Below are 17,537 nucleotides of genomic sequence, written 5' to 3' on the forward strand. Positions count from 1 at the left end.
TTCCTTCGGATGGGCCTGAGCCGGATTGAAACCAACCGCCTGCGGCGCAAAGGCGGCACGGCGGAACCGTTACGAAGGAAAATCAGGAAACCACGCGGGGTGCAAGGAAACAGCATTCCGGGAAGCAGTCCGTCGATCGCCCTCCGCGATACAAAACAAGTCGTTATGTCCTGGGCCGGTCTCCGGGCTTGCGAATGATCCACGGCGAGCAATAATCTCGCCGGAATCGGAATCTGCGCCTTCCCATGCAGTGGTGACAACACCGGTGCACAGTGGCTGGATGCAGATTCGCTGATTCGCTTACCGTTGCGGGGGCAGCGTTGGATTTGCCTGCCGGTCCAAAATCGCATCGAAATCGCCACATAGACGAAATTCGCTGAAATTGACCGACAAACGCACCGACTTCCCGATTAAATCCGGTGAATGACCATCCACCGGATACCCAAGGCAATGCTACCCGCGCAGTATAGGTGCCGCGCACGATTCTGGCAACCCGGGAGCGGCTTGCAGAAACGCTTGCGGGCCGGTTTCCAAGATGGAAAACCGGCCCGCTGCGGACTTCAGGAGAAGTCTGGATTACTGCGTGATTCTGTTATTGACTGGGAGCCCTGCCCACCTTTTTGGGCGGTTCGGGCGTCAGGTTGATGGGATCGCTGGCGGGAAAGGTATCTTCCAGAGCATCGTCCAGGTCCTTGTCGCGCTTGATCTTCTTCGACTCCTTGACGCTGTCGGTCTGCTTCCCGAGCTCGCGCTCGTCAGCGGCGACGATGTCTTCGCCGCTGTCATCGTCGCTGGCGACCTGCCCGACCGACTCCGGCAGTTCCGGAGCGCGGTCGCGCGTGCCGCGCTCAACCGAGGCGCGTTCGCCGGTGCCGTGCGAATCGCTGTCTGCTTCGGTGGCGACGTTCATCATGTCGCTGCCGCTGTCCGAGCTGTCGCCCGGCCCAAGCGCGTGATTGTCGTGACCTTTGCTCAATTGTCGATCCGAGGTCGGCAGGACGTCCGGATCCAGGGTGCTGGTTGCCATGATGTGGTACTCCTCTGGTAGATCATTACTGAACATGAGTGAACGTTACTAAATTGCATGACTCCGCCTGCGCCCTGCCATCCTGACCGGCGTCTCCGGCGGCTCGGGAATGGCGGGCTCGGGCGGATTGAGCGGAGGATCTTCCACCGGGTTGTATTCGTCCGGCGGGATGTCTTTGGGCGGCGGCGGGGTGGGAGGCGTCTCTTGCGGTGTATGCATACGCGCGCCTCCTCACTGCGGGTTCTGGTGAGGAATCGGATCCTGCGGCGGGTTCGGATCCAGCGGCGGCACTTCTACCGGCGGGATGTCTTGTGGCTTGTGCATGGAATGTCCTTTCTGCTGCAATTGAAGCCCGGATTCGAGCTCACAACGACGCCGGCCGGCGGCGAAAATAACGACGCCGACCGTTCACGTCACAGCGACAGGCTACCCGCTGACGCGGGCGCTGCGTATAGGACAAACACTTTTTCGGGCTTCCGCAACTCTTACGCGGGCGCCGCCTCGATCAGCGATGGATGGCGTTGAGCCAATTGCAGGGCCGGCTCCGGCGGGATCTCCAGTAATTGCAACTCGCCAACTTCCGCGTCGGAACCGACCCGAAACGCGCTGACGGCATCCCACAGCTTGCGCGCCTGTTCCTGCATGTCGGCGGTGGCGACAGCCGCTTCCGCCACCAGGGTGGCGTTGGTGCGGGTGACGGCATCGATGCCGGCAATTGACTGGTTGAGATCGGCGATGCCCCTATGCTGGGCGTCGCTGGCGGCGGCGATTTCATCCATGATGCCGACCACGTGCTCAACCGAATCGACGATGTCGCGCATGGTGCGCCCTGCATCGTCAACCTGGCGGCTGCCGGCATCAATACGCTCGACCGAATCGCCGATCAGCAATTTGATTTCCTTGGCGGCCGCTGCGCTGCGCATGGCCAGCTGGCGCACTTCGGTTGCCACCACCGCGAACCCGCGGCCGAGTTCGCCGGCGCGCGCCGCCTCGACTGCGGCATTGAGCGCCAGGATGTTGGTCTGGAAGGCGATGCCGTCGATGACGGAAATGATGTCGACCACTTTCCGCGAACTGTCCTTGATCGAGGTCATCGTGCCGACCACGGAAGAGACGATTTCCCCGCCGCGTGAAGCCACATCCGCCGCCGATTGCGCCAGCCGGTTGGCGTCGCCGATTTGCTCCGCGTTGCGACCGACGATGCCGGCCAGTTCCGCCATGGCGCTTGCGGTCTGCTGCAGGGAACTGGCCTGCGCGTCGGTGCGCGCCGCCAGATCGGTGTTGCCGGCAGCGTTCTGCTGCGATACGCGGAAGATGCCTTGAGTGCCGTCGCGCACTTCGCTGACGGTTTGCAGCAGGCTTTGATTCATGCTCCCCAGCGCGCTCAGCAACTGCCCGGTTTCATCTCGTCCACCGGCGGTGATGTGCGCCGTCAGGTCGCCTGCCGCCACGCGCGAAGCCAGCCTGACGGCTTCGTTGAGCGGACGCGTGATACTGCGATTGAGACGCCATGCGACCAGCACCGCGAGCAGCATCGCCGCTGCACAAATCGCAATCGTCGCCAGGGTGGTGCGGCGGCCGCTCTGCGCGAAATCGTCCAGGTCGCGCTGGATCTGGCCCTGCTCCAGCTTGACCAGCTTGTCGATCGCTTCCAGCCATTGGCTCTGCAACGGCGCCACTTCGGTATTGAGCAACTTGGTGGCCTGGCCGGCGTTGAAACCGGCGGCAAACTCTTCCGCTTGCCGGATGAAAGGCTCGCTGCGGCTATCGTAAGCCGCCATGTCGTTGATGATGACGCGCTCTTCGGCGGTGACGCCAAGCTTGAGCAAGGCGTCCTGATTGACACGGTATTGCTTGCGTTCGATGCCGATGCGCGCCATCTCCTTTTGCATGGCATTGAGATCGGTCAGCGTGCCGACATTGCGTGCAGCCTGGCCTTGACGAAACAGGCTCTGGCGCATCAGCGCGGCGATTTCGGATTTGCCGTTGGTGTGGCTGAGTGCGGCGGCCAGCTGCTCTTGCGCACGTTGTGCGGACAAGCCCGCCAGCGCGGTGACGGCAGCCATCAGCACCAGAATGACGCCAAAGCAAAGCGACAGCCGGTGGCCTATCCTCAGATGGGAAAATCTCATGCGTCTCCTGTGTTTCTGGTCTGGCGCCGACGTGAGCAACAAGCTTGAACAGAATGCAAGTCAGTCGGCGTTATTTTATGTAGTTTTACTAGTTTTTATTTATTCTGGCACAGGAGGTTAACTATTTCCAGCGATTTAGACGCTAAATATCCGTGTTTACACCGCAATATCTTGAATCAAAGTAAAAAATGTCGATGTAGTAAATGTAGTTTTATTACTTTAAATTCCCTTTCACCTGTCGATCACTTCCTCCGCAGCGACCCGTTTACGCCAGTACAAATGCATCAGCGGCGTCGATGAAATGCCGTGCAACAGGATGGACAAGGCCAGTACCGTCAACACATCCTGCGCAATGCGGGCGTTGAGCTTGTCATGCCAGAACTGGAGCACGAAGCACAGGTAGTAGAGCGAGCCGACGCCACGGATGCCGAACCAGGCGATCAGCCAGCGATGCGAGGTTTCTGTGCCGGAGCCCAGCAAGCCGAGCCAGACCGCCATCGGCCTGACGACGAAAAACAGCAGTCCGGCAATCAGGACGCCCTCTCTCGACAAGCCGTATTCGGACAGCAGGATGCCGATCAGCAGCACCATGAAAAACTCGGCGAAATGCTCCAGCTGCTGGTTGAAGCCAAGTACCGTTTCGGTCAGATAAACCGGCGCCTGTTCGGGATGCACGGCAGCGGCGCTCTTGCCGCTGTCCTGCGCGGCTGCAATGAGTTCTCCGGCCGGTTTGTCGCCGCTGCTGGCGGACTCCACCTGGCGCATTGCCAGGCCGGCGGCAAATACCGACAGGAAGCCGATGCCGTGGATCAGTTCCGCCGCGCCGTAGGACAGCATGATGATGCCGATCGCCATGAACTCTTCCATGCCCAGCGCAAGGCCGAAGCGCTGGCGCGCGAACAATACGGCGCGCGACAAGGCCCAGCCCGCCAGCGCGCCGCAACCGATACCGGCAATCACGCCCCAGGCCACGAACCAGCTGAAGTGATTTGCCGGGACGATGTCATCGGTGACGCCCAGCAGCATCAGCGCCAGCAGCACGAAGGGATATGCGCTGCCGTCATTGAGACCGCCCTCGCCGCTCAGCCCGAAGCGAAGCTGATCGGGATCGTCGACATCCTGGATCTGCACGTCGGACGCCAGCACCGGGTCGGTCGGCGCCAGGATGGCTGCGAGCAGCATGGCCACCGCGAACGGCAACCCGACCAGGAAAGCGATACAGAGCGCCAGCAGAGGCACCGTGATCAGCATGGACAGCACGCCCAGCCGCAACGGCAACCACCACAATCGACTGCCTTCGCCGCGAAAGGCCACGCGCAATTTGAGGCCGACCGTAAACAGCGACAGCAACAAGGCCACGCGCGTAATCACCGTCAGCACGTCGGCGTGCGACTGCAGATCGATGCGGATCAGGCCGATGCCGGAGGAGCCCAACAGCCAGCCGATCGGCAAGTACAGCATGGCTGCATTGAACGGCAGTCGCTCGAGCACCGATTCGAGGAACACCATGAACATCAGCAGGATGCCGGCGATCAGGAAATAGACGGTGGGAATGTCGATGCTTTTTCTCCGGTCGGAACATGTGAAAACGGCAGCTGACTTCCAGGGAGGTCAGCTGCCGCCAGTGCATGATGTGTGAGGCGTGAATTACGCAAACGCCGCAGAAAATGTAGCCTCAGTGGTGCTCGGACGCTGCTCCGTCGTCCTTGCGCGGAACCAGGCCGTCATCGGCATTGGCGCCCGGATCTTCCGTGCCGTCCGGCTCGACCGATTCAACGGGAGTCGCTCTGGCAGGCGCAGGCGCCGGAGCCGACATTCGCACTGCGGGAGCGACCGCAGCAGAGCGCAACAGCTCGGCCGAGACCGGCGGCAGTTCGCTCGCGTGCGCGGAGACATCGCGAAAATTCTGACCGGTGCCGGTTTCAACATAGTTATCGTCGCGTGCGTCCGACTCGTCGCCCGTCAGGTCGCCTCCGGCTTGCTGATCGGTAAAACGCGGCGTGCCCTGGTAAATGGGACGCCCGAGCGGATCGACGAAATTGCTGCGAGCCTGTTGCCGGTCGGAGTGCAAGATTTCCTGCCCTTGCTGCTGGCTTTGCGACTGGCTCTGTTGGGCTGCGGGCTTTTCGGTAATGGTGGGCATGCGGTTCTCCTTGGCTGGTTGGTTCGCCTGCTGGTCCGCCTGTTCATTGCGCGCTTCGCTTTCAGTTTCGCTTTCAATGACGGCGTGCAGAATCATGCTCTCGGCAAACATGGGAAGCGCCTGAGGCCTAGTACTTGCGCGCCGAACCCGACTTGCGGCCGCCGCCCGAAATCTTGTTTTCGGTGGACCAGGCGCGGCGCTCGGCCTCCTTGTGGCTGACGCCGCGCTTTTCATAGCCGGCTTCGATATGTGCGACCTGCCGCTTTTGCTTGTCGGTATAGGAAGATTTATCGCCTTTGGGCATGATGAACTCCTTGACGTTTGAACATGACGGATGGTCCATCTTAGGCAAGACGGGACCGCCTGCCAGCAGGACAGGCACTTATTTCCCTGTAGGAGGATCGGCTGAAATCAGAGGCTGGAATGAGAGGCGGCATGAAGCGCAAGCCCCATGCCGCCTGAGCAAAGGAAAACGCGATCAGCCGGCTGCGAGCGCAGCGCTGACGATTTCCTGGGCTTCGTAAAAGATGCTGTCGAGATGCTTCTCGTCGCGGAAGCTTTCGGCGTAGATTTTGTAAATGTGTTCGGTGCCGGACGGACGTGCGGCAAACCAGCCATTGTCGCTGACGATCTTGACGCCGCCGAAGGCCTTGTCGTTGGCCGGTGCGGTGGTGAGGATCTGGCGGATTTCTTCGCCGGCCAGCTGCGTGGAATGCACGTTGTCGGCTGACAGTTTCGACAACAGTTTTTTCTGCTCCGGCGTTGCCGCTGCTTCGATGCGGCCATTGCACGGCAGGCCCAGTTGCTCGGTCAGGCCCCGGTAGATTTCGCCGGGATCGCGGCCGGTGCGCGCCGTCATTTCGGCGGCCAGTAAGGCGGCGGTGATGCCGTCCTTGTCGGTGCTCCACGGCGTACCGTCGAAACGCAGGAACGAGGCGCCGGCGCTCTCTTCGCAACCAAAGCCGAGACTGCCGTCCTGCAGGCCGTCGACGAACCATTTGAAGCCGATCGGCATTTCCTGCAGCGGCCGGTGCAATTGTGCGGCCACGCGATCGATCATCTGGCTGCTGACCAGCGTCTTGCCAACGCCCGTGTCGGCGCGCCATTCCGGACGATGCTGAAACAGATACGATACGGCGGCCGAGAGGAAATGATTCGACGGCATCAGGCCGACGCTCTTGGTGACGATGCCGTGGCGATCATGATCGGTATCGCAGGCGAAGGCGATGTCGAATTTGTCCTTCAGCGAAATCAGTTCGCGCATGGCGTATTGCGACGAGGGATCCATGCGGATCTGCGCGTCCCAATCCAGCGGCACGAAGCGGAAAGTCGGATCCACTTCGCGATTGACGACGGTCAGCCGGAGGTCGTAGCGATCGGCGATGGCGCCCCAGTAATGTACGCCTGCGCCGCCCAGCGGATCGACGCCGATGGTCCAGCGCCATCATCATCGCGTAGCGCGACGACGACGGCTTGAAAATGAAATCGGTCTCCAGCGCCTTGATCGGCAACAGCACGTCGACCATGCCCGCCAGCGGCGAGCCGAGTGCGGTGATGCCAACCATCTTGACGCCGTATTCCTTGGCGACCTCGCAATTGGTCAGCAACTCCGGCACGTTGCCCGTGGTCGAAAAGACCAGCAGCACATCGTTCTTGTCCAGCGTCGCCGCCACCATGCGCTGCAACAGGGCATCATGGTAAGTCGCCACCGGGCGGCCCAGCCGCACCAAGCGATAGCGCGCTTCGTCGGACATCATGGTGGAGCCGCCGCCCATGCCGAACGAATAGATCATGCGCGCGTCGCGCAGCAGTTCTGCGGCGCGCGTCAGGGAGTCGGAATTGATCAGTGCGCGATTGACTTCCAGCACGGCATGGATGTCGTTATAGACGACGTCGATCAGTTCCGGCGGTTGTCCGGACGGAATGGTTTTGACGCCATCGAAGAAACGTTGTCCGACTGCCACGGCCTGCGCCAGCATGAACTTGAATTCGCGCACATCGCGGCAGCCCATGGCCTTGGCAAATCGCGTCACGCTTGCCAGACTGACACCGGCCTTGAGCGCAAGTTCGCCGATGCTGGCGCTGGCGGCAAAGGACAAATCGCTCAGGATCGCCTCGGCGACCTTTTGCTCCGCCAGGCGCAACTGGCCGCTGCGCTCGGTAATGCGTGAAACGATGTCGAAAGCTTGTGCCATGGCTGTGGAATGAAGTCTCGAATTGTGGAGGAGCGCCCGGCCGGAATCGCCGTTAAAAACCTGCTATCGGAGGCGCAATAATTTTTTCGTGTTAGTTTATAACACACTTCCAACATAGTAAATTCAGGACTATGATTACGTCAAATCAAATTTTTGAGGAGAAATTCAAGATGAGTGATACAAACTACCAGAAAGAATGGCAAAGTGGCATCATCGATCCGCTCAACAAGGGAATCGGTACGCTGAACGCCCCGCTGGCGCCCGACGCCGCCAACGCCCTGCCCTGGAATCTCCTCAAGGAAGACCTGAGCCTGCCGACCGCCGTGCTGTACGAAGAGCGCCTCACCCACAACCTCGACTGGATGCAGCGCTTCGTGACGGAATACGGCGTCAAGCTGGCGCCGCACGGCAAGACCACCATGGCGCCGAAGCTGTTTGCGCGCCAGCTCGCCACGGGCGCCTGGGGCATCACGCTGGCAACCGCGCATCAAACCAATGTTGCCTATCACCACGGCGTGCGCCGCGTACTGATGGCAAATCAACTGGTCGGCAAGCAGAACATGCAGATCGTCTCACGCCTGCTGGAAGATCCGTCGTTCGAGTTCTTTTGCCTGGTCGATTCCGCCGAACTGGTCGATCAGCTCGGCCGCTTCTTCTCGGAGAAAAAGCAAACCCTCAACGTCCTGCTGGAACTGGGCCCGGTCGGCGGGCGCACCGGCGTGCGCGACAATGAGCAGCAAAGTACAGTATTAGCCGCCGTCAAGCGCTGGGAAGGCAGTATCGCGCTCTCCGGCATCGAAGTCTATGAAGGCGTGCTGAAGGAAGAAGCCGATATCCGCCTGTTCCTGCAGCGCGCGGTGCAATGCGCCAAGGACCTGGCGCAACAAGGCTACCTGAGCCATCGCACGGCGCAAAAGCCGGCCGTATTGACCGGCGCCGGCTCGGCCTGGTATGACGTCGTCGCGGAAGAATTCGCCGGCGCCGACATCGGTGTGCCGCTGGATGTGGTGCTGCGCCCCGGCTGCTACCTCACCCATGACGTCGGCATCTATCGCGCTGCACAGGAACAGATCCAGACCCGCAACCCGGTCGCACGCAAGATGCGCAGCGAACTGCTGCCGGCCCTGCAGTTGTGGGCATACGTGCAATCCGTTCCGGAAGTCGACAAGGCCATCATCGCGCTAGGCAAACGCGACGCCGCCTTCGACGCCGGCCTGCCGCTGCCGGTCAGGCGCTTCCGTCCGGGCCAGGACACCGTGCCGGCGGAGTCGCCTGCGCATTGGGAAGTCACCGGCATGATGGACCAGCACGCCTACCTCAAGATTGCGCCGGGCGACGATATCCGTGTCGGCGACATGATCGCCTTCGATATTTCTCACCCTTGCCTGACGTTCGACAAGTGGCGTCACCTGCCGGTGCTGGACGCCAAATTCAACGTTCTCGACATCGTCCAGACCTTCTTCTGAGCCCTTAGATTTTTGACCCAGCCCTTTGACATCATGAGCAAGAAAATCCTCGCCTACGGCGAAGCGATGGTGGAGTTCAACCAGAGCATCGAAAACCCGCGCTATTACCTGGAAGGCTTCGGCGGCGACACTTCCAACTTCTGCATAGCGGCGGCGCGCCAGGGCGCCGACACCGCCTACGTCAGCGCGGTCGGAGACGATCATTTCGGCAAGAGCCTGCAGGCGCTGTGGAAAAGCGAGCGCGTCGACGACGCCTGCGTCAGCGTGGTGCCGAATGTGCCGTCGGGGGTGTATTTCGTCACGCACGACGACGCCGGCCATCACTTCACCTACCTGCGTTCGAACTCCGCCGCCAGCCGCTACACGGCGGCGCAACTGCCGCTGCAAGCGATTGCCGAAGCCAAGGTGCTGCATTTGTCAGGCATCAGCCTGGCCATCAGCGAAAGCGCCTGCGACGCCGGCCTGGCGGCGATGGCGCACGCGCGCAAGAACGGCACGCTGACCTCGCTGGACACCAACCTGCGTCTGCGCCTGTGGCCGCTGGAACGCGCACGCGTCAAGATGGCCGAAGCTTTCGCGCTGTGCGACATCTGCCTGCCGAGCTGGGAAGACGTCAGCGCCCTCACCGGCCTCGAAGACCGCGACGCCATCGTCGACAAGTTGCTGGGGTACGGCGTCAAGCTGGTTGCCTTCAAACTCGGCAAGGAAGGCTGCTATGTCGCCACTGCCGCCGAACGCCGCATGGTGGCCGCATATCCGGTGGATGCCATCGATGCCACCGGCGCGGGCGACTGTTTCGGCGGCGCCTTCATTGCGCAACTGGTCGACGGCAAGGATCCGTTCGAGGCGGCGCGCTACGCCAATGTCGCGGCAGCCATTTCCACTACCGGCTACGGCGCGGTCGCGCCGATTCCGACTGCGGAACAGGTGCGCGCGGTGTTGAACGGCCTGAGCTGACTGGAACGCACGCAAGCGGCACAAATGAAAAGAGCGGCGAGGCCCAGGCCCGCCGCTCTTTTTTCGTCAGTTGCTTTGTCTCCGGCGCTAGGCTTTTTGCGCGACCACCAGCATGCCTTTGACAGGCTGACGAATTTCTTCGCGTAACGTCACATCGGTCATGCTGACCAGACTGAGACCGGCGTCGGCCAGGCAACGAGCGACATGGTCGGCGCCGTGACGATAGCGGCCGCTCGGATGCAATTGAAAACCGGCCACCTGCCCGGCGTCCTCCGCAACGGCTTCCACAGTGAACATGAAATGGCCGGCGCTCCTGAGCGAGGTCGCCACAGCATGGAACACCTTATCCAGGCTGCCGAAATAAATCAGCGTGTCAGCCGCCAGCACAAGGTCAAACGCCTGCGGCTGTGTGACCATGAATTCCGTGATTTCCTGCTTGATCAGCCGGTCATAGCCGCCACGCGCGCGCGCCTGATCGAGCATCTTGCCGGACAGGTCGACGCCCGTCAGCGAACGCGCATACGCCGCGACGATGGGCGCGCAGAGGCCGGTGCCGCAGCCGAGATCGAGCACATCGTATTGCTTGCCGGCGGCGGCGATGATGTCCAGCCCCTGCGCCATCAGTTGCGGACCGCGATAGCCGAGGCTGCCGACCAGATTGGCGTTGAAGGTCTCCGCATAGCGGTCGAAGTGCTTTTCGATATAGCTGTCTGAAGCCCGGCCCGGCACTTCAATCTGCGAGCAGGCAGCGTACATGTGCGCGGCAATCGGATTGCCGGGCTCGTCTTCCATCCAATCCCGGTAGACATCGGCGGCCTCTTGCAGGCGACCGAGGAAGTAAAAGGAAATGCCCAGCATCTCCTTCGATTTTCCTTCCAGCGGCGGCAGCACGAAGGCGCGACACTGGTAGTGCGAGCTGGTCATCTTGTCGCCGGCGGCGTCGTAGATATTGCCAAGGTGGATCAGGGCCGGGCCGAACTCGGGCGACAGCGCGACGGCCTGCTTGAAAGACGCGATCGCGCCTTCAGTGTCGTTGTGCTGCAGTTGGGAAGAACCGAGATTGTTCCATACCACGTGGTCGTGCGGATCGGCGTCGAGCGAGGCCTGATAGGCTTCGGAGGCTTCTTCGAATTCGCGCAACGCGAACAGCACGTTGCCGAGGTCGTTGTGCCAGGCCGCATTGTCCGGCTGCAGCGCGCATGACAGACGGATGCTCTGCACGCCTTCGTCATGCTGGCCGTTCTGATGCAAGAAAATGCCGAGGTAGTGCAAGGCTATCGGATGCACCGGATCCTGCGCCAGCACTTCACGGTAGATCCGCTCGGCCCGGGGCAGATCGCCGGAAGTGTGGAAGCCGATCGCCTGCTGCAGCAGCTGCAACAGCGCCGCATCCGCCCCGCCTTGAGAAAGAGACTGCATATGCTGTTCCTGTAACTTGTTCTGAAGGAGGGCCTGTTGGCAGGCCCTGGAATAAGCTTGTCTGGCAGCGATGCGCAATCCGTACATCCTCCATCAGCACGGCACGCCAGTCAGCAAGTGCTGCTTTGTCGCGGGGATCGAACGCAATCTTACAAGTTTTCTTCAGGGAAGCAAAAAAAAGCTTTCCGGCCGCAACGGGAAAGCTTTTTTCGATGGCCGCTTCAAGACCTCGCCCAGTCCGTCAGCCCGGCAAGCGCTCCACAATCCCTCCCAGCTTGCGCAGGGCCTGGTCCAGTTCATGGGTGAACGGCTTGCCGCAGCACAGGCGCAGGTAGTGATCGAAACGGTCCGAGTTGGAGAAGATCACGCCGGGAGACACCCCGATGCCCTGATCAAGCGCAGCCGCGAACACGGCCTTGGACGACAGCCCGCGCGGCAACTCCACCCACAGGCCGACGCCGCCGTCAGGCACGCTCAGACGCGTTTCCGACGGGAAGTAGCCGGCGATCGCTTCCGCCATCTGTTCGCGCTGCTCCTTGAGGTTGCCGCGCAAGCGCCGCAAGTGGCGGTCGTAGGCCGGCGAGCCCATGTAGTTGGCGGCGGTGATCTGCGTCCATTCCTCGTTGGCGCGGGTATAAGCGAACTTGAGCATCTTGACCCGTTCATGCCATTTGCCGCTGGTCATCCAGCCCAGCCGCATGCCCGGCGCCAGCACCTTGTTGAGCGAGGCGCAATAGATCACGTTGCCGCTGCGGTCCCAGACCTTGGCTGCGCTCGGCGCGACGTCGCCGTCGGCCAGTTCGCTGTAGGCGTCGTCTTCGATCAGCGGCACTGCACAGCGCTCGCACAGCGCCACCAGGCGTTCCTTGTGACTGTCCGGCATGATGCAGCCGAGCGGATTCTGCAGCGTCGGCACGACCACGACCGCCTTGATGTTGCCGTAGGTCTGGATGGCCAGTTCCAGTGCCTCGATCGAAATACCGGTTTGCGGGCTGGTCGGAATTTCCAGTGCGCGCATGCCCAGGCTTTCCAGCGTCTGCAGCAGGCCGAAGTAGGTCGGCGACTCCACCGCGATGGTGTCGCCCGCCTGCGCCACTGCACGCAGCGCTAGGTTGAGCGCCTCTATGCAGCCGTGCGTGACCACCACGTCGTCGGCGCCAATGCGGATGCCGGCGTTGAGCGCCCGCCGCGCGACCACCTGGCGGAAGGTGACATTGCCGTTGATCGGCATGGGGCTGGTCAGCAGGGAGGGCTGCTCGCGCAAGGCGCGGATGGCGGCGTTCTTGAGCGCTTCCACCGCATACAACTCCGGCGCGCAGCTCATGCCGCTCAGATCAATGGCGGGCGCCTGCAACTGCCGGCGCGCGATGAAATCGGATACCTGCTCGTGGATGCCGACGTATTGCGCCGGGTCGAGCGGTGCCAGAACATTCGGTTCGCCCACCGGTCGGATGGCGGCGCGACGCGGCTGGCGCACGAAATAGCCGGAGCGCGGACGCGCTTCCAGCCAGCCGCCCTCTTCCAGATGGCGCAAGGTCTGCAACGCGGTCGACAGGCTCACATGGTGCTGGCGCATCAGGTCGCGCACCGACGGCATGCGGTCGCCGGGAGCCAGGGTGCCGGACTGGATTGCCGACAGATAGTGTTCGGCCAGGCGCCGGTAGATCGGCAAGGCCGGTGCCGGCGCTGGTGTGGCCGTAGCGGCGGCGAAAGGAGGTGGTTGCATATCCATGGATGAATCTTCAGCGTTCCGCGACGGCGGCGATAGATACAGAGCAATCAAAAACAGACGATAACAGATCGGAAAAACGCCTGCTGTTTCGATTCACATGACAACAGCCTGTGCCTGTTTCGCAAGGCCGGACCTGCCTAGACTGTTCCTACGCCAACCAACAGGGAAAACATCATGCACACAACCGAAAGCCGCCAGACTGCCCCGACCCGGATCCAGCTCAGCGCCGGTCAAAGCTATTACTTGTGGAGCCGCCGCGACACCGTGCTGGTGGTGGAATCCGGCAGCATCCGCTTGCGCGAGTCGCCCGAATGGCTGTCCGACGCCGTCCTGCGAACCTTGCTCACCATCCACGAAGGCCAGCACTACCAGATCGAGCGCGGCGGCTGGATTTGTTTGCATGCAACGCGGGCGGCCGACGTGCTGCATTACGCGAGCGAACCGGCGCGCTATTTTTCGCTGGAATCCCTGGTTCGCCTCGCGATGGTGCCGGTCCGTCGCTTGCGCCACATGGCGGTACAATTGCTGGCGCCGCGCTAGGAATTTCCCGCGAAGATCGAACTCGCAAAATTGCATAATTTACATCAAGAAATCCGCAAATTGACATCGAAGAATGTGGGTGCATTGCATTAAAGGCATTACACTAATGCATCACCCACCTTTCTTCCCCGTTATGCAGAATCAAAGCCGCCCCCCCGACAATGCCGCCGCCGGCGGCGAATTCGTCAATGCGGAGATGTTTGAGCTGGCTCCCGTCTCCATGTGGCTGGAAGATTTCAGCGGCGTCAAGAAACTGCTCGATGCCTGGCGTGAAGCCGGCGTCACCGATTTGCGCAGCTATCTGCAAGCCGACTTGTCGCGCGTCCACGAATGCACCCTGAACATCCGCGTCCTGCAAGTGAACAGCAAGACGCTGCAATTGTTCGAGGCCGACAATCTGGAACATCTGATCGCCAACCTCGACAGGGTATTCCGCGACGACATGCTGCACACGCATATCGAAGAGCTGCTGCAGGTGTGGGAAGGCAAACACGAATTTTCCAGTCACAGCGTCAATTACACCTTGTCCGGCAAGCGCCTCGACATCCAGCTCAACGCGCGCATCCTTCCCGGCCATGAAGACAGCTGGGAGCGCGTGCTGCTGGCGGTGGAAAACGTCACCGAGCGCGAAACCGCACGGCGCAAGCTGACGCACAGCGAAGACTATGCGCGCGGGCTGTTCGAGTATTCGCCGATTTCGCTGTGGGTGGAGGATTTCAGCGCGGTCAAGCGCCTGTTCGGCGACCTGCGCCAGATCGGCATCAAGGACTTCCGCGTGTTCACCGACGTGCATCCGGAGTTCGTCGAGCGCTGCATGCAAGAGATCCGCGTCATCGACGTCAACCAGCAGACGCTGACGATGTTCCATGCGCCCGACAAGCAGACCTTGCTGTCGCGCCTGAGCGAAGTATTCCGTGACGACATGCGGCCGCATTTCTGCGAACAGCTGACCGAGCTGTGGCACGGCAACCTGTTCCACCAGCGCGAGGTGGTGAATTACGCCCTCAACGGCGATCAATTGCACGTGCATCTGCAGTTCTCGGTCTTCCCCGGCCACGAAGAGAACTGGGACCTCGTGCTGGTCTCGCTGACCGACATCACCGCGCGCAAGAAGGCCGAAGCCTATCTCGAATTCCTGGGCAAGCACGATGAGCTGACCAAGCTGCACAACCGCGCTTTCATGGTCGATGAAATGAATCGCCTGGAGCGCAAGGGACCGTTCCCGGTCAGCATCATCATGGCCGACCTCAACGGCCTCAAGGACGTCAACGACCAGCTCGGCCATGCTGCCGGCGACGCCCTGCTGCGCCGCATCGGCGAAGTGCTCGGCAAGGCCGCCGACCGGCCGATCCATGCGGCGCGCATCGGCGGCGACGAGTTCGCCATCCTGATGCCGGCCACCGATGAACGCGGCGTCGCGGCCATGATGGAGAACATCCAGAGCCTGATCGACATCAACAACCAGTATTACTCCGGTTCGCCGCTGAGCCTGTCGATGGGCAGTGCCACCAGCCAGCACGGCGAGCGCCTGGAAGCGACGGTGCAGCGAGCGGATGCGCTGATGTACGAGGACAAGCGTTCCTATTACGCCAAGACGCCGGGCCACGAACGGCGGCAAAGTTCTCCTGAATGAACGAGCGGCGGGTTGAATTGGAGGTCGACGGCGAGACCATCGCCGGCGACATCCTGAGCGCAACGGCTGCAGTGAACGCGCCGGGCGTACTGTTCCTGCATGGCGCAGGACAAAGCCATCGTCAACGCCAGCGCATCCTGCGGGAAGAGCTGGCGACGCTCGGCCTCGGCAGCATCGCGTTTGACTTTTCCGGCCACGGCGAAAGCAGCGCGAACGCACCGGGCTCGCTGCAGAAACGCCTGCGCCAGGCCGAACAAGTGTTGCAGCACTTCGATCCCGGACACCATATCCACACCGTCGCCGGCGTCAGCATGAGCGGCGAAATCGCCATCCGCCTGGCTTGCAAGGATGCCAGCGGCATCGGCCATGTCGTCTTGATGGTCGGAGCGATTTACGATCGGATGGCCTTCGCGTTGCCGTTCGGTCCGGCGTTTTCCGCGGCGCTACGCCGACCCGGCAGCTGGCGCGATGCGGAAACGCTGGAATTGATCCGCAGTTATCGCGGCGGCCTGACGATCATCCGCGCGCTCGACGATGCCGTGATTCCGCATGAGGTCGCCGACCTGCTGATGGACGCGGCGCAGTCGACGCGCTTCCGGCGCTTGATCGACTTGCCCGGCGTGGATCATCGGCTCAGTGAAAAAATCGCTCAGGATGCAGCACTGCGGCGACGCATTGCCACCGCCATCAGCGCGGACGAGTTGCACAAGCAGGACACTCGGGAAGAAAAATAATCAGGCGCTGGTCGACACCAGCGTGCCGACAACGCCCGAGGCGAACGAGTCGTTGGCCGCTATTGCGACGGCCGACAAGCCGGGATCGCTGCGCAGTACTGCAGCAAACTGGGGCGAGACTCCGCTGGTGGGCGTGAACACGCCGCTGCCGTTGTAGACGCCGTCCACTGCGGGTTGGGCCTGGTCGGGCTCCCGGCCATCGTTCCGTGGCAAATCTGCGGATGCCGAGTTGGCAGCCTGGGAAGATTTCCGCTCTTGCGGCACAACTTGCGGCGGCGGCCTTTGGCCGGATACGCCGGCAAAAGAGATCTCGCGCAGTAGACCGGCAGCCGTGTACGTCACCGATCCGGCCGGCGCGCCGCTGATGCTGACAACCACCGATCCGGCCCTGGTCAGCGCCACCGCCGTGCTGATTGCCGCAGGGCTCAGGCCGAGGTCGATCACCGGCGTACTGCCTCCGTAGGCAGCCGGCACGCTGGCGGTAAACGAACTGTTGATTGCAATGGCCATGCGGATCCTCAACGGCTGAATCAGCCCCTCTGTTCAGCTTAGCAGCAACCCGGCTGATTTTCGATGCAACAGTGACAACTCGGCCTTGCGGCAGAGCCGGCGGCGAAAAAAAACCGCCGGGCTCACGCAGCGGCGGCTTTCATCGTCCATGCGGACTATTTCTCTTCGTGTTCCGTCTGCACAATACTGACGGGCTTGCCCTTGATCTTGCGCCAGGCGTACACGATGTAGCCGGACAAGCCGTACAGGACGAACAGGCCGAACAGTACCTTGGACGGATCGCTGGAGATCACCACCAGGAGCACCACCACCAGCAAGGCTGCGATGAAGGGCACCGGCTTGCGGAAATTGATGTCCTTGAAACTGTAGAACGGTACATTGGTCACCATCGTGATGCCGGCATACAAGGTAATGATCCACGCCGCCCAGCTCAGGTCGGTGCCGGCGAAACGCAGGTCGTCCATCAGCCAGACAAAACCGGCCACCAGCGCCGCAGCCGCAGGACTTGGCAGACCCTGGAAGTAACGTTTGTCGACCACCGCGATGTTGGTATTGAAGCGCGCAAGGCGCAATGCCCCGCCGGCGCAATACACGAACGCCGCCAGCCAGCCCAGCTTGCCCATGCCGCGCAGGGACCATTCATACACCACCAGCGCCGGTGCCGCGCCGAACGACACCATGTCGGACAAGCTGTCGTACTGGGCGCCGAATTCACTTTGCGTATTGGTCATGCGGGCGACGCGGCCATCCAGGCTGTCCAGCACCATCGCGACGAAAATGGCGATGGAGGCATGATCGAACTTCAGGTTCATCGCCATCACGATAGCGTAGAAGCCGCAGAACAGCGCCGCTGTCGTGAATGCATTCGGCAGCAGGTAAATGCCGCGCGAGCGCCGCGGACGCACGATCGGCGCGCCGTCGGCGTCCTCCAGCTGGGCCGGATACATCGGCGCCTTATGGCTGCGCAAGGATTTCGGAAACGGAATCGCGCCCTTGTTTTTGCGTCTGCGGAAAGTTGCCATAGGAAGTCTGTCCAATATGCGTCGGGT

15 protein-coding genes, 1 pseudogene and 1 riboswitch are annotated in these 17,537 nt (G+C 61.7%); of the genes and pseudogenes, 5 read left to right on the forward strand and 11 right to left on the reverse strand.

Going from position 1 to position 17,537, the window contains the following annotated elements; translation table 11 throughout:
* Window positions 1-156 precede the first annotated feature (156 nt).
* Window positions 157-461: riboswitch (cobalamin riboswitch) on the reverse strand.
* A 131-nt stretch (window positions 462-592) separates the two neighbouring features.
* The 7 genes and pseudogenes from F506_RS13855 to F506_RS23575 form a co-directional block, all read right to left on the reverse strand.
* Entirely contained in the window at window positions 593-1,027 is a 435-nt protein-coding gene (locus F506_RS13855) for a hypothetical protein (RefSeq protein WP_053198329.1), read from the reverse strand.
* 485 nt (window positions 1,028-1,512) lie between these two features.
* Window positions 1,513-3,159 (reverse strand): methyl-accepting chemotaxis protein, encoded by a 1,647-nt coding sequence (locus F506_RS13860; RefSeq protein ID WP_053198331.1) that lies wholly within the window; start codon window positions 3,157-3,159, stop codon window positions 1,513-1,515.
* A 231-nt stretch (window positions 3,160-3,390) separates the two neighbouring features.
* Window positions 3,391-4,668 carry a cation:proton antiporter gene (locus tag F506_RS13865; RefSeq protein WP_235471157.1) on the reverse strand — a complete coding sequence of 426 codons (1,278 nt, stop codon included), beginning with the start codon at window positions 4,666-4,668 and terminating at the stop codon, window positions 3,391-3,393.
* 166 nt (window positions 4,669-4,834) lie between these two features.
* Window positions 4,835-5,413: a hypothetical protein gene (locus F506_RS13870; protein ID WP_053198335.1), complete on the reverse strand. Its 579-nt coding sequence runs from the start codon at window positions 5,411-5,413 to the stop codon at window positions 4,835-4,837.
* A gap of 16 nt (window positions 5,414-5,429) precedes the next feature.
* A complete protein-coding gene (locus F506_RS23495; protein WP_053198337.1) occupies window positions 5,430-5,606 on the reverse strand; it encodes a hypothetical protein in 177 nt (58 codons plus the stop codon).
* Between the two features lie 174 nt (window positions 5,607-5,780).
* Window positions 5,781-6,734: a phosphohexomutase domain-containing protein gene (locus tag F506_RS23570; protein WP_407638243.1), complete on the reverse strand. Its 954-nt coding sequence runs from the start codon at window positions 6,732-6,734 to the stop codon at window positions 5,781-5,783.
* Window positions 6,682-7,497, reverse strand: a pseudogene (locus tag F506_RS23575) (MurR/RpiR family transcriptional regulator); the annotation flags it as partial. The pseudogene F506_RS23575 and the gene F506_RS23570, both read right to left, overlap by 53 nt.
* 170 nt (window positions 7,498-7,667) lie before the next feature.
* On the opposite strand from F506_RS23575, the gene F506_RS13890 reads away from it, so the two are divergent.
* Together F506_RS13890 and F506_RS13895 are read left to right on the forward strand one after the other, a co-directional pair.
* On the forward strand, window positions 7,668-8,963 hold the full coding sequence (locus F506_RS13890) for an amino acid deaminase (protein ID WP_053198340.1): 1,296 nt from the start codon (window positions 7,668-7,670) through the stop codon (window positions 8,961-8,963).
* A gap of 33 nt (window positions 8,964-8,996) precedes the next feature.
* Window positions 8,997-9,920, forward strand: a complete 924-nt coding sequence (locus F506_RS13895; protein WP_053198341.1) for a sugar kinase — start codon at window positions 8,997-8,999, stop codon at window positions 9,918-9,920.
* Between the two features lie 87 nt (window positions 9,921-10,007).
* Here the strand turns inward: F506_RS13895 and F506_RS13900 are convergent, their stop codons facing one another.
* Both F506_RS13900 and F506_RS13905 read right to left on the reverse strand, forming a co-directional pair.
* Window positions 10,008-11,339 carry a tetratricopeptide repeat protein gene (locus F506_RS13900; RefSeq protein WP_053198344.1) on the reverse strand — a complete coding sequence of 444 codons (1,332 nt, stop codon included), beginning with the start codon at window positions 11,337-11,339 and terminating at the stop codon, window positions 10,008-10,010.
* A 241-nt stretch (window positions 11,340-11,580) separates the two neighbouring features.
* Complete coding sequence (locus F506_RS13905) at window positions 11,581-13,071, reverse strand: aminotransferase-like domain-containing protein (RefSeq protein WP_053198345.1); 1,491 nt, start codon at window positions 13,069-13,071, stop codon at window positions 11,581-11,583.
* Window positions 13,072-13,245: 174 nt separating this feature from the next.
* Between F506_RS13905 and F506_RS13910 the strand changes: the two genes are divergently transcribed.
* The 3 genes from F506_RS13910 (at window position 13,246) to F506_RS13920 (ending at window position 15,978) form a co-directional block, all read left to right on the forward strand.
* Window positions 13,246-13,611 (forward strand): hypothetical protein, encoded by a 366-nt coding sequence (locus F506_RS13910; RefSeq protein ID WP_053198347.1) that lies wholly within the window; start codon window positions 13,246-13,248, stop codon window positions 13,609-13,611.
* A gap of 133 nt (window positions 13,612-13,744) precedes the next feature.
* Window positions 13,745-15,244: a sensor domain-containing diguanylate cyclase gene (locus tag F506_RS13915; RefSeq protein ID WP_053198349.1), complete on the forward strand. Its 1,500-nt coding sequence runs from the start codon at window positions 13,745-13,747 to the stop codon at window positions 15,242-15,244.
* The gene (locus F506_RS13920) at window positions 15,241-15,978 is read left to right on the forward strand and encodes an alpha/beta fold hydrolase (protein ID WP_053198351.1); all 738 of its coding nucleotides are present in this window, start codon (window positions 15,241-15,243) and stop codon (window positions 15,976-15,978) included. The genes F506_RS13915 and F506_RS13920 overlap by 4 nt, the downstream gene beginning before the upstream one ends.
* On the opposite strand, the gene F506_RS13925 is transcribed toward F506_RS13920, so the two are convergent.
* Entirely contained in the window at window positions 15,979-16,488 is a 510-nt protein-coding gene (locus F506_RS13925; protein ID WP_053198353.1) for a hypothetical protein, read from the reverse strand.
* Between the two features lie 155 nt (window positions 16,489-16,643).
* Window positions 16,644-17,510 carry a CDP-diacylglycerol--serine O-phosphatidyltransferase gene (pssA, locus tag F506_RS13930; protein WP_053198355.1) on the reverse strand — a complete coding sequence of 289 codons (867 nt, stop codon included), beginning with the start codon at window positions 17,508-17,510 and terminating at the stop codon, window positions 16,644-16,646.
* Between the last annotated feature and the right edge of the window lie 27 nt (window positions 17,511-17,537).

The sequence above is a fragment of the Herbaspirillum hiltneri N3 genome, from assembly GCF_001267925.1.
GTDB classification, from domain to species: domain Bacteria; phylum Pseudomonadota; class Gammaproteobacteria; order Burkholderiales; family Burkholderiaceae_D; genus Herbaspirillum; species Herbaspirillum hiltneri.

Bases quoted from the DNA above. Each gene is read 5' to 3' on its own strand.
- F506_RS13855 (WP_053198329.1), bottom strand. From the start codon at position 1,027: ATGGCAACCAGCACCCTGGATCCGGACGTCCTGCCGACCTCGGATCGA.
- F506_RS13860 (WP_053198331.1), bottom strand. From the start codon at position 3,159: ATGAGATTTTCCCATCTGAGGATAGGCCACCGGCTGTCGCTTTGCTTT.
- F506_RS13865 (WP_235471157.1), bottom strand. From the start codon at position 4,668: ATGGTGTTCCTCGAATCGGTGCTCGAGCGACTGCCGTTCAATGCAGCC.
- F506_RS13870 (WP_053198335.1), bottom strand. From the start codon at position 5,413: ATGTTTGCCGAGAGCATGATTCTGCACGCCGTCATTGAAAGCGAAACT.
- F506_RS23495 (WP_053198337.1), bottom strand. From the start codon at position 5,606: ATGCCCAAAGGCGATAAATCTTCCTATACCGACAAGCAAAAGCGGCAG.
- F506_RS13890 (WP_053198340.1), top strand. From the start codon at position 7,668: ATGAGTGATACAAACTACCAGAAAGAATGGCAAAGTGGCATCATCGAT.
- F506_RS13895 (WP_053198341.1), top strand. From the start codon at position 8,997: ATGAGCAAGAAAATCCTCGCCTACGGCGAAGCGATGGTGGAGTTCAAC.
- F506_RS13900 (WP_053198344.1), bottom strand. From the start codon at position 11,339: ATGCAGTCTCTTTCTCAAGGCGGGGCGGATGCGGCGCTGTTGCAGCTG.
- F506_RS13905 (WP_053198345.1), bottom strand. From the start codon at position 13,071: ATGGATATGCAACCACCTCCTTTCGCCGCCGCTACGGCCACACCAGCG.
- F506_RS13910 (WP_053198347.1), top strand. From the start codon at position 13,246: ATGCACACAACCGAAAGCCGCCAGACTGCCCCGACCCGGATCCAGCTC.
- F506_RS13915 (WP_053198349.1), top strand. From the start codon at position 13,745: ATGCAGAATCAAAGCCGCCCCCCCGACAATGCCGCCGCCGGCGGCGAA.
- F506_RS13920 (WP_053198351.1), top strand. From the start codon at position 15,241: ATGAACGAGCGGCGGGTTGAATTGGAGGTCGACGGCGAGACCATCGCC.
- F506_RS13925 (WP_053198353.1), bottom strand. From the start codon at position 16,488: ATGGCCATTGCAATCAACAGTTCGTTTACCGCCAGCGTGCCGGCTGCC.
- pssA (WP_053198355.1), bottom strand. From the start codon at position 17,510: ATGGCAACTTTCCGCAGACGCAAAAACAAGGGCGCGATTCCGTTTCCG.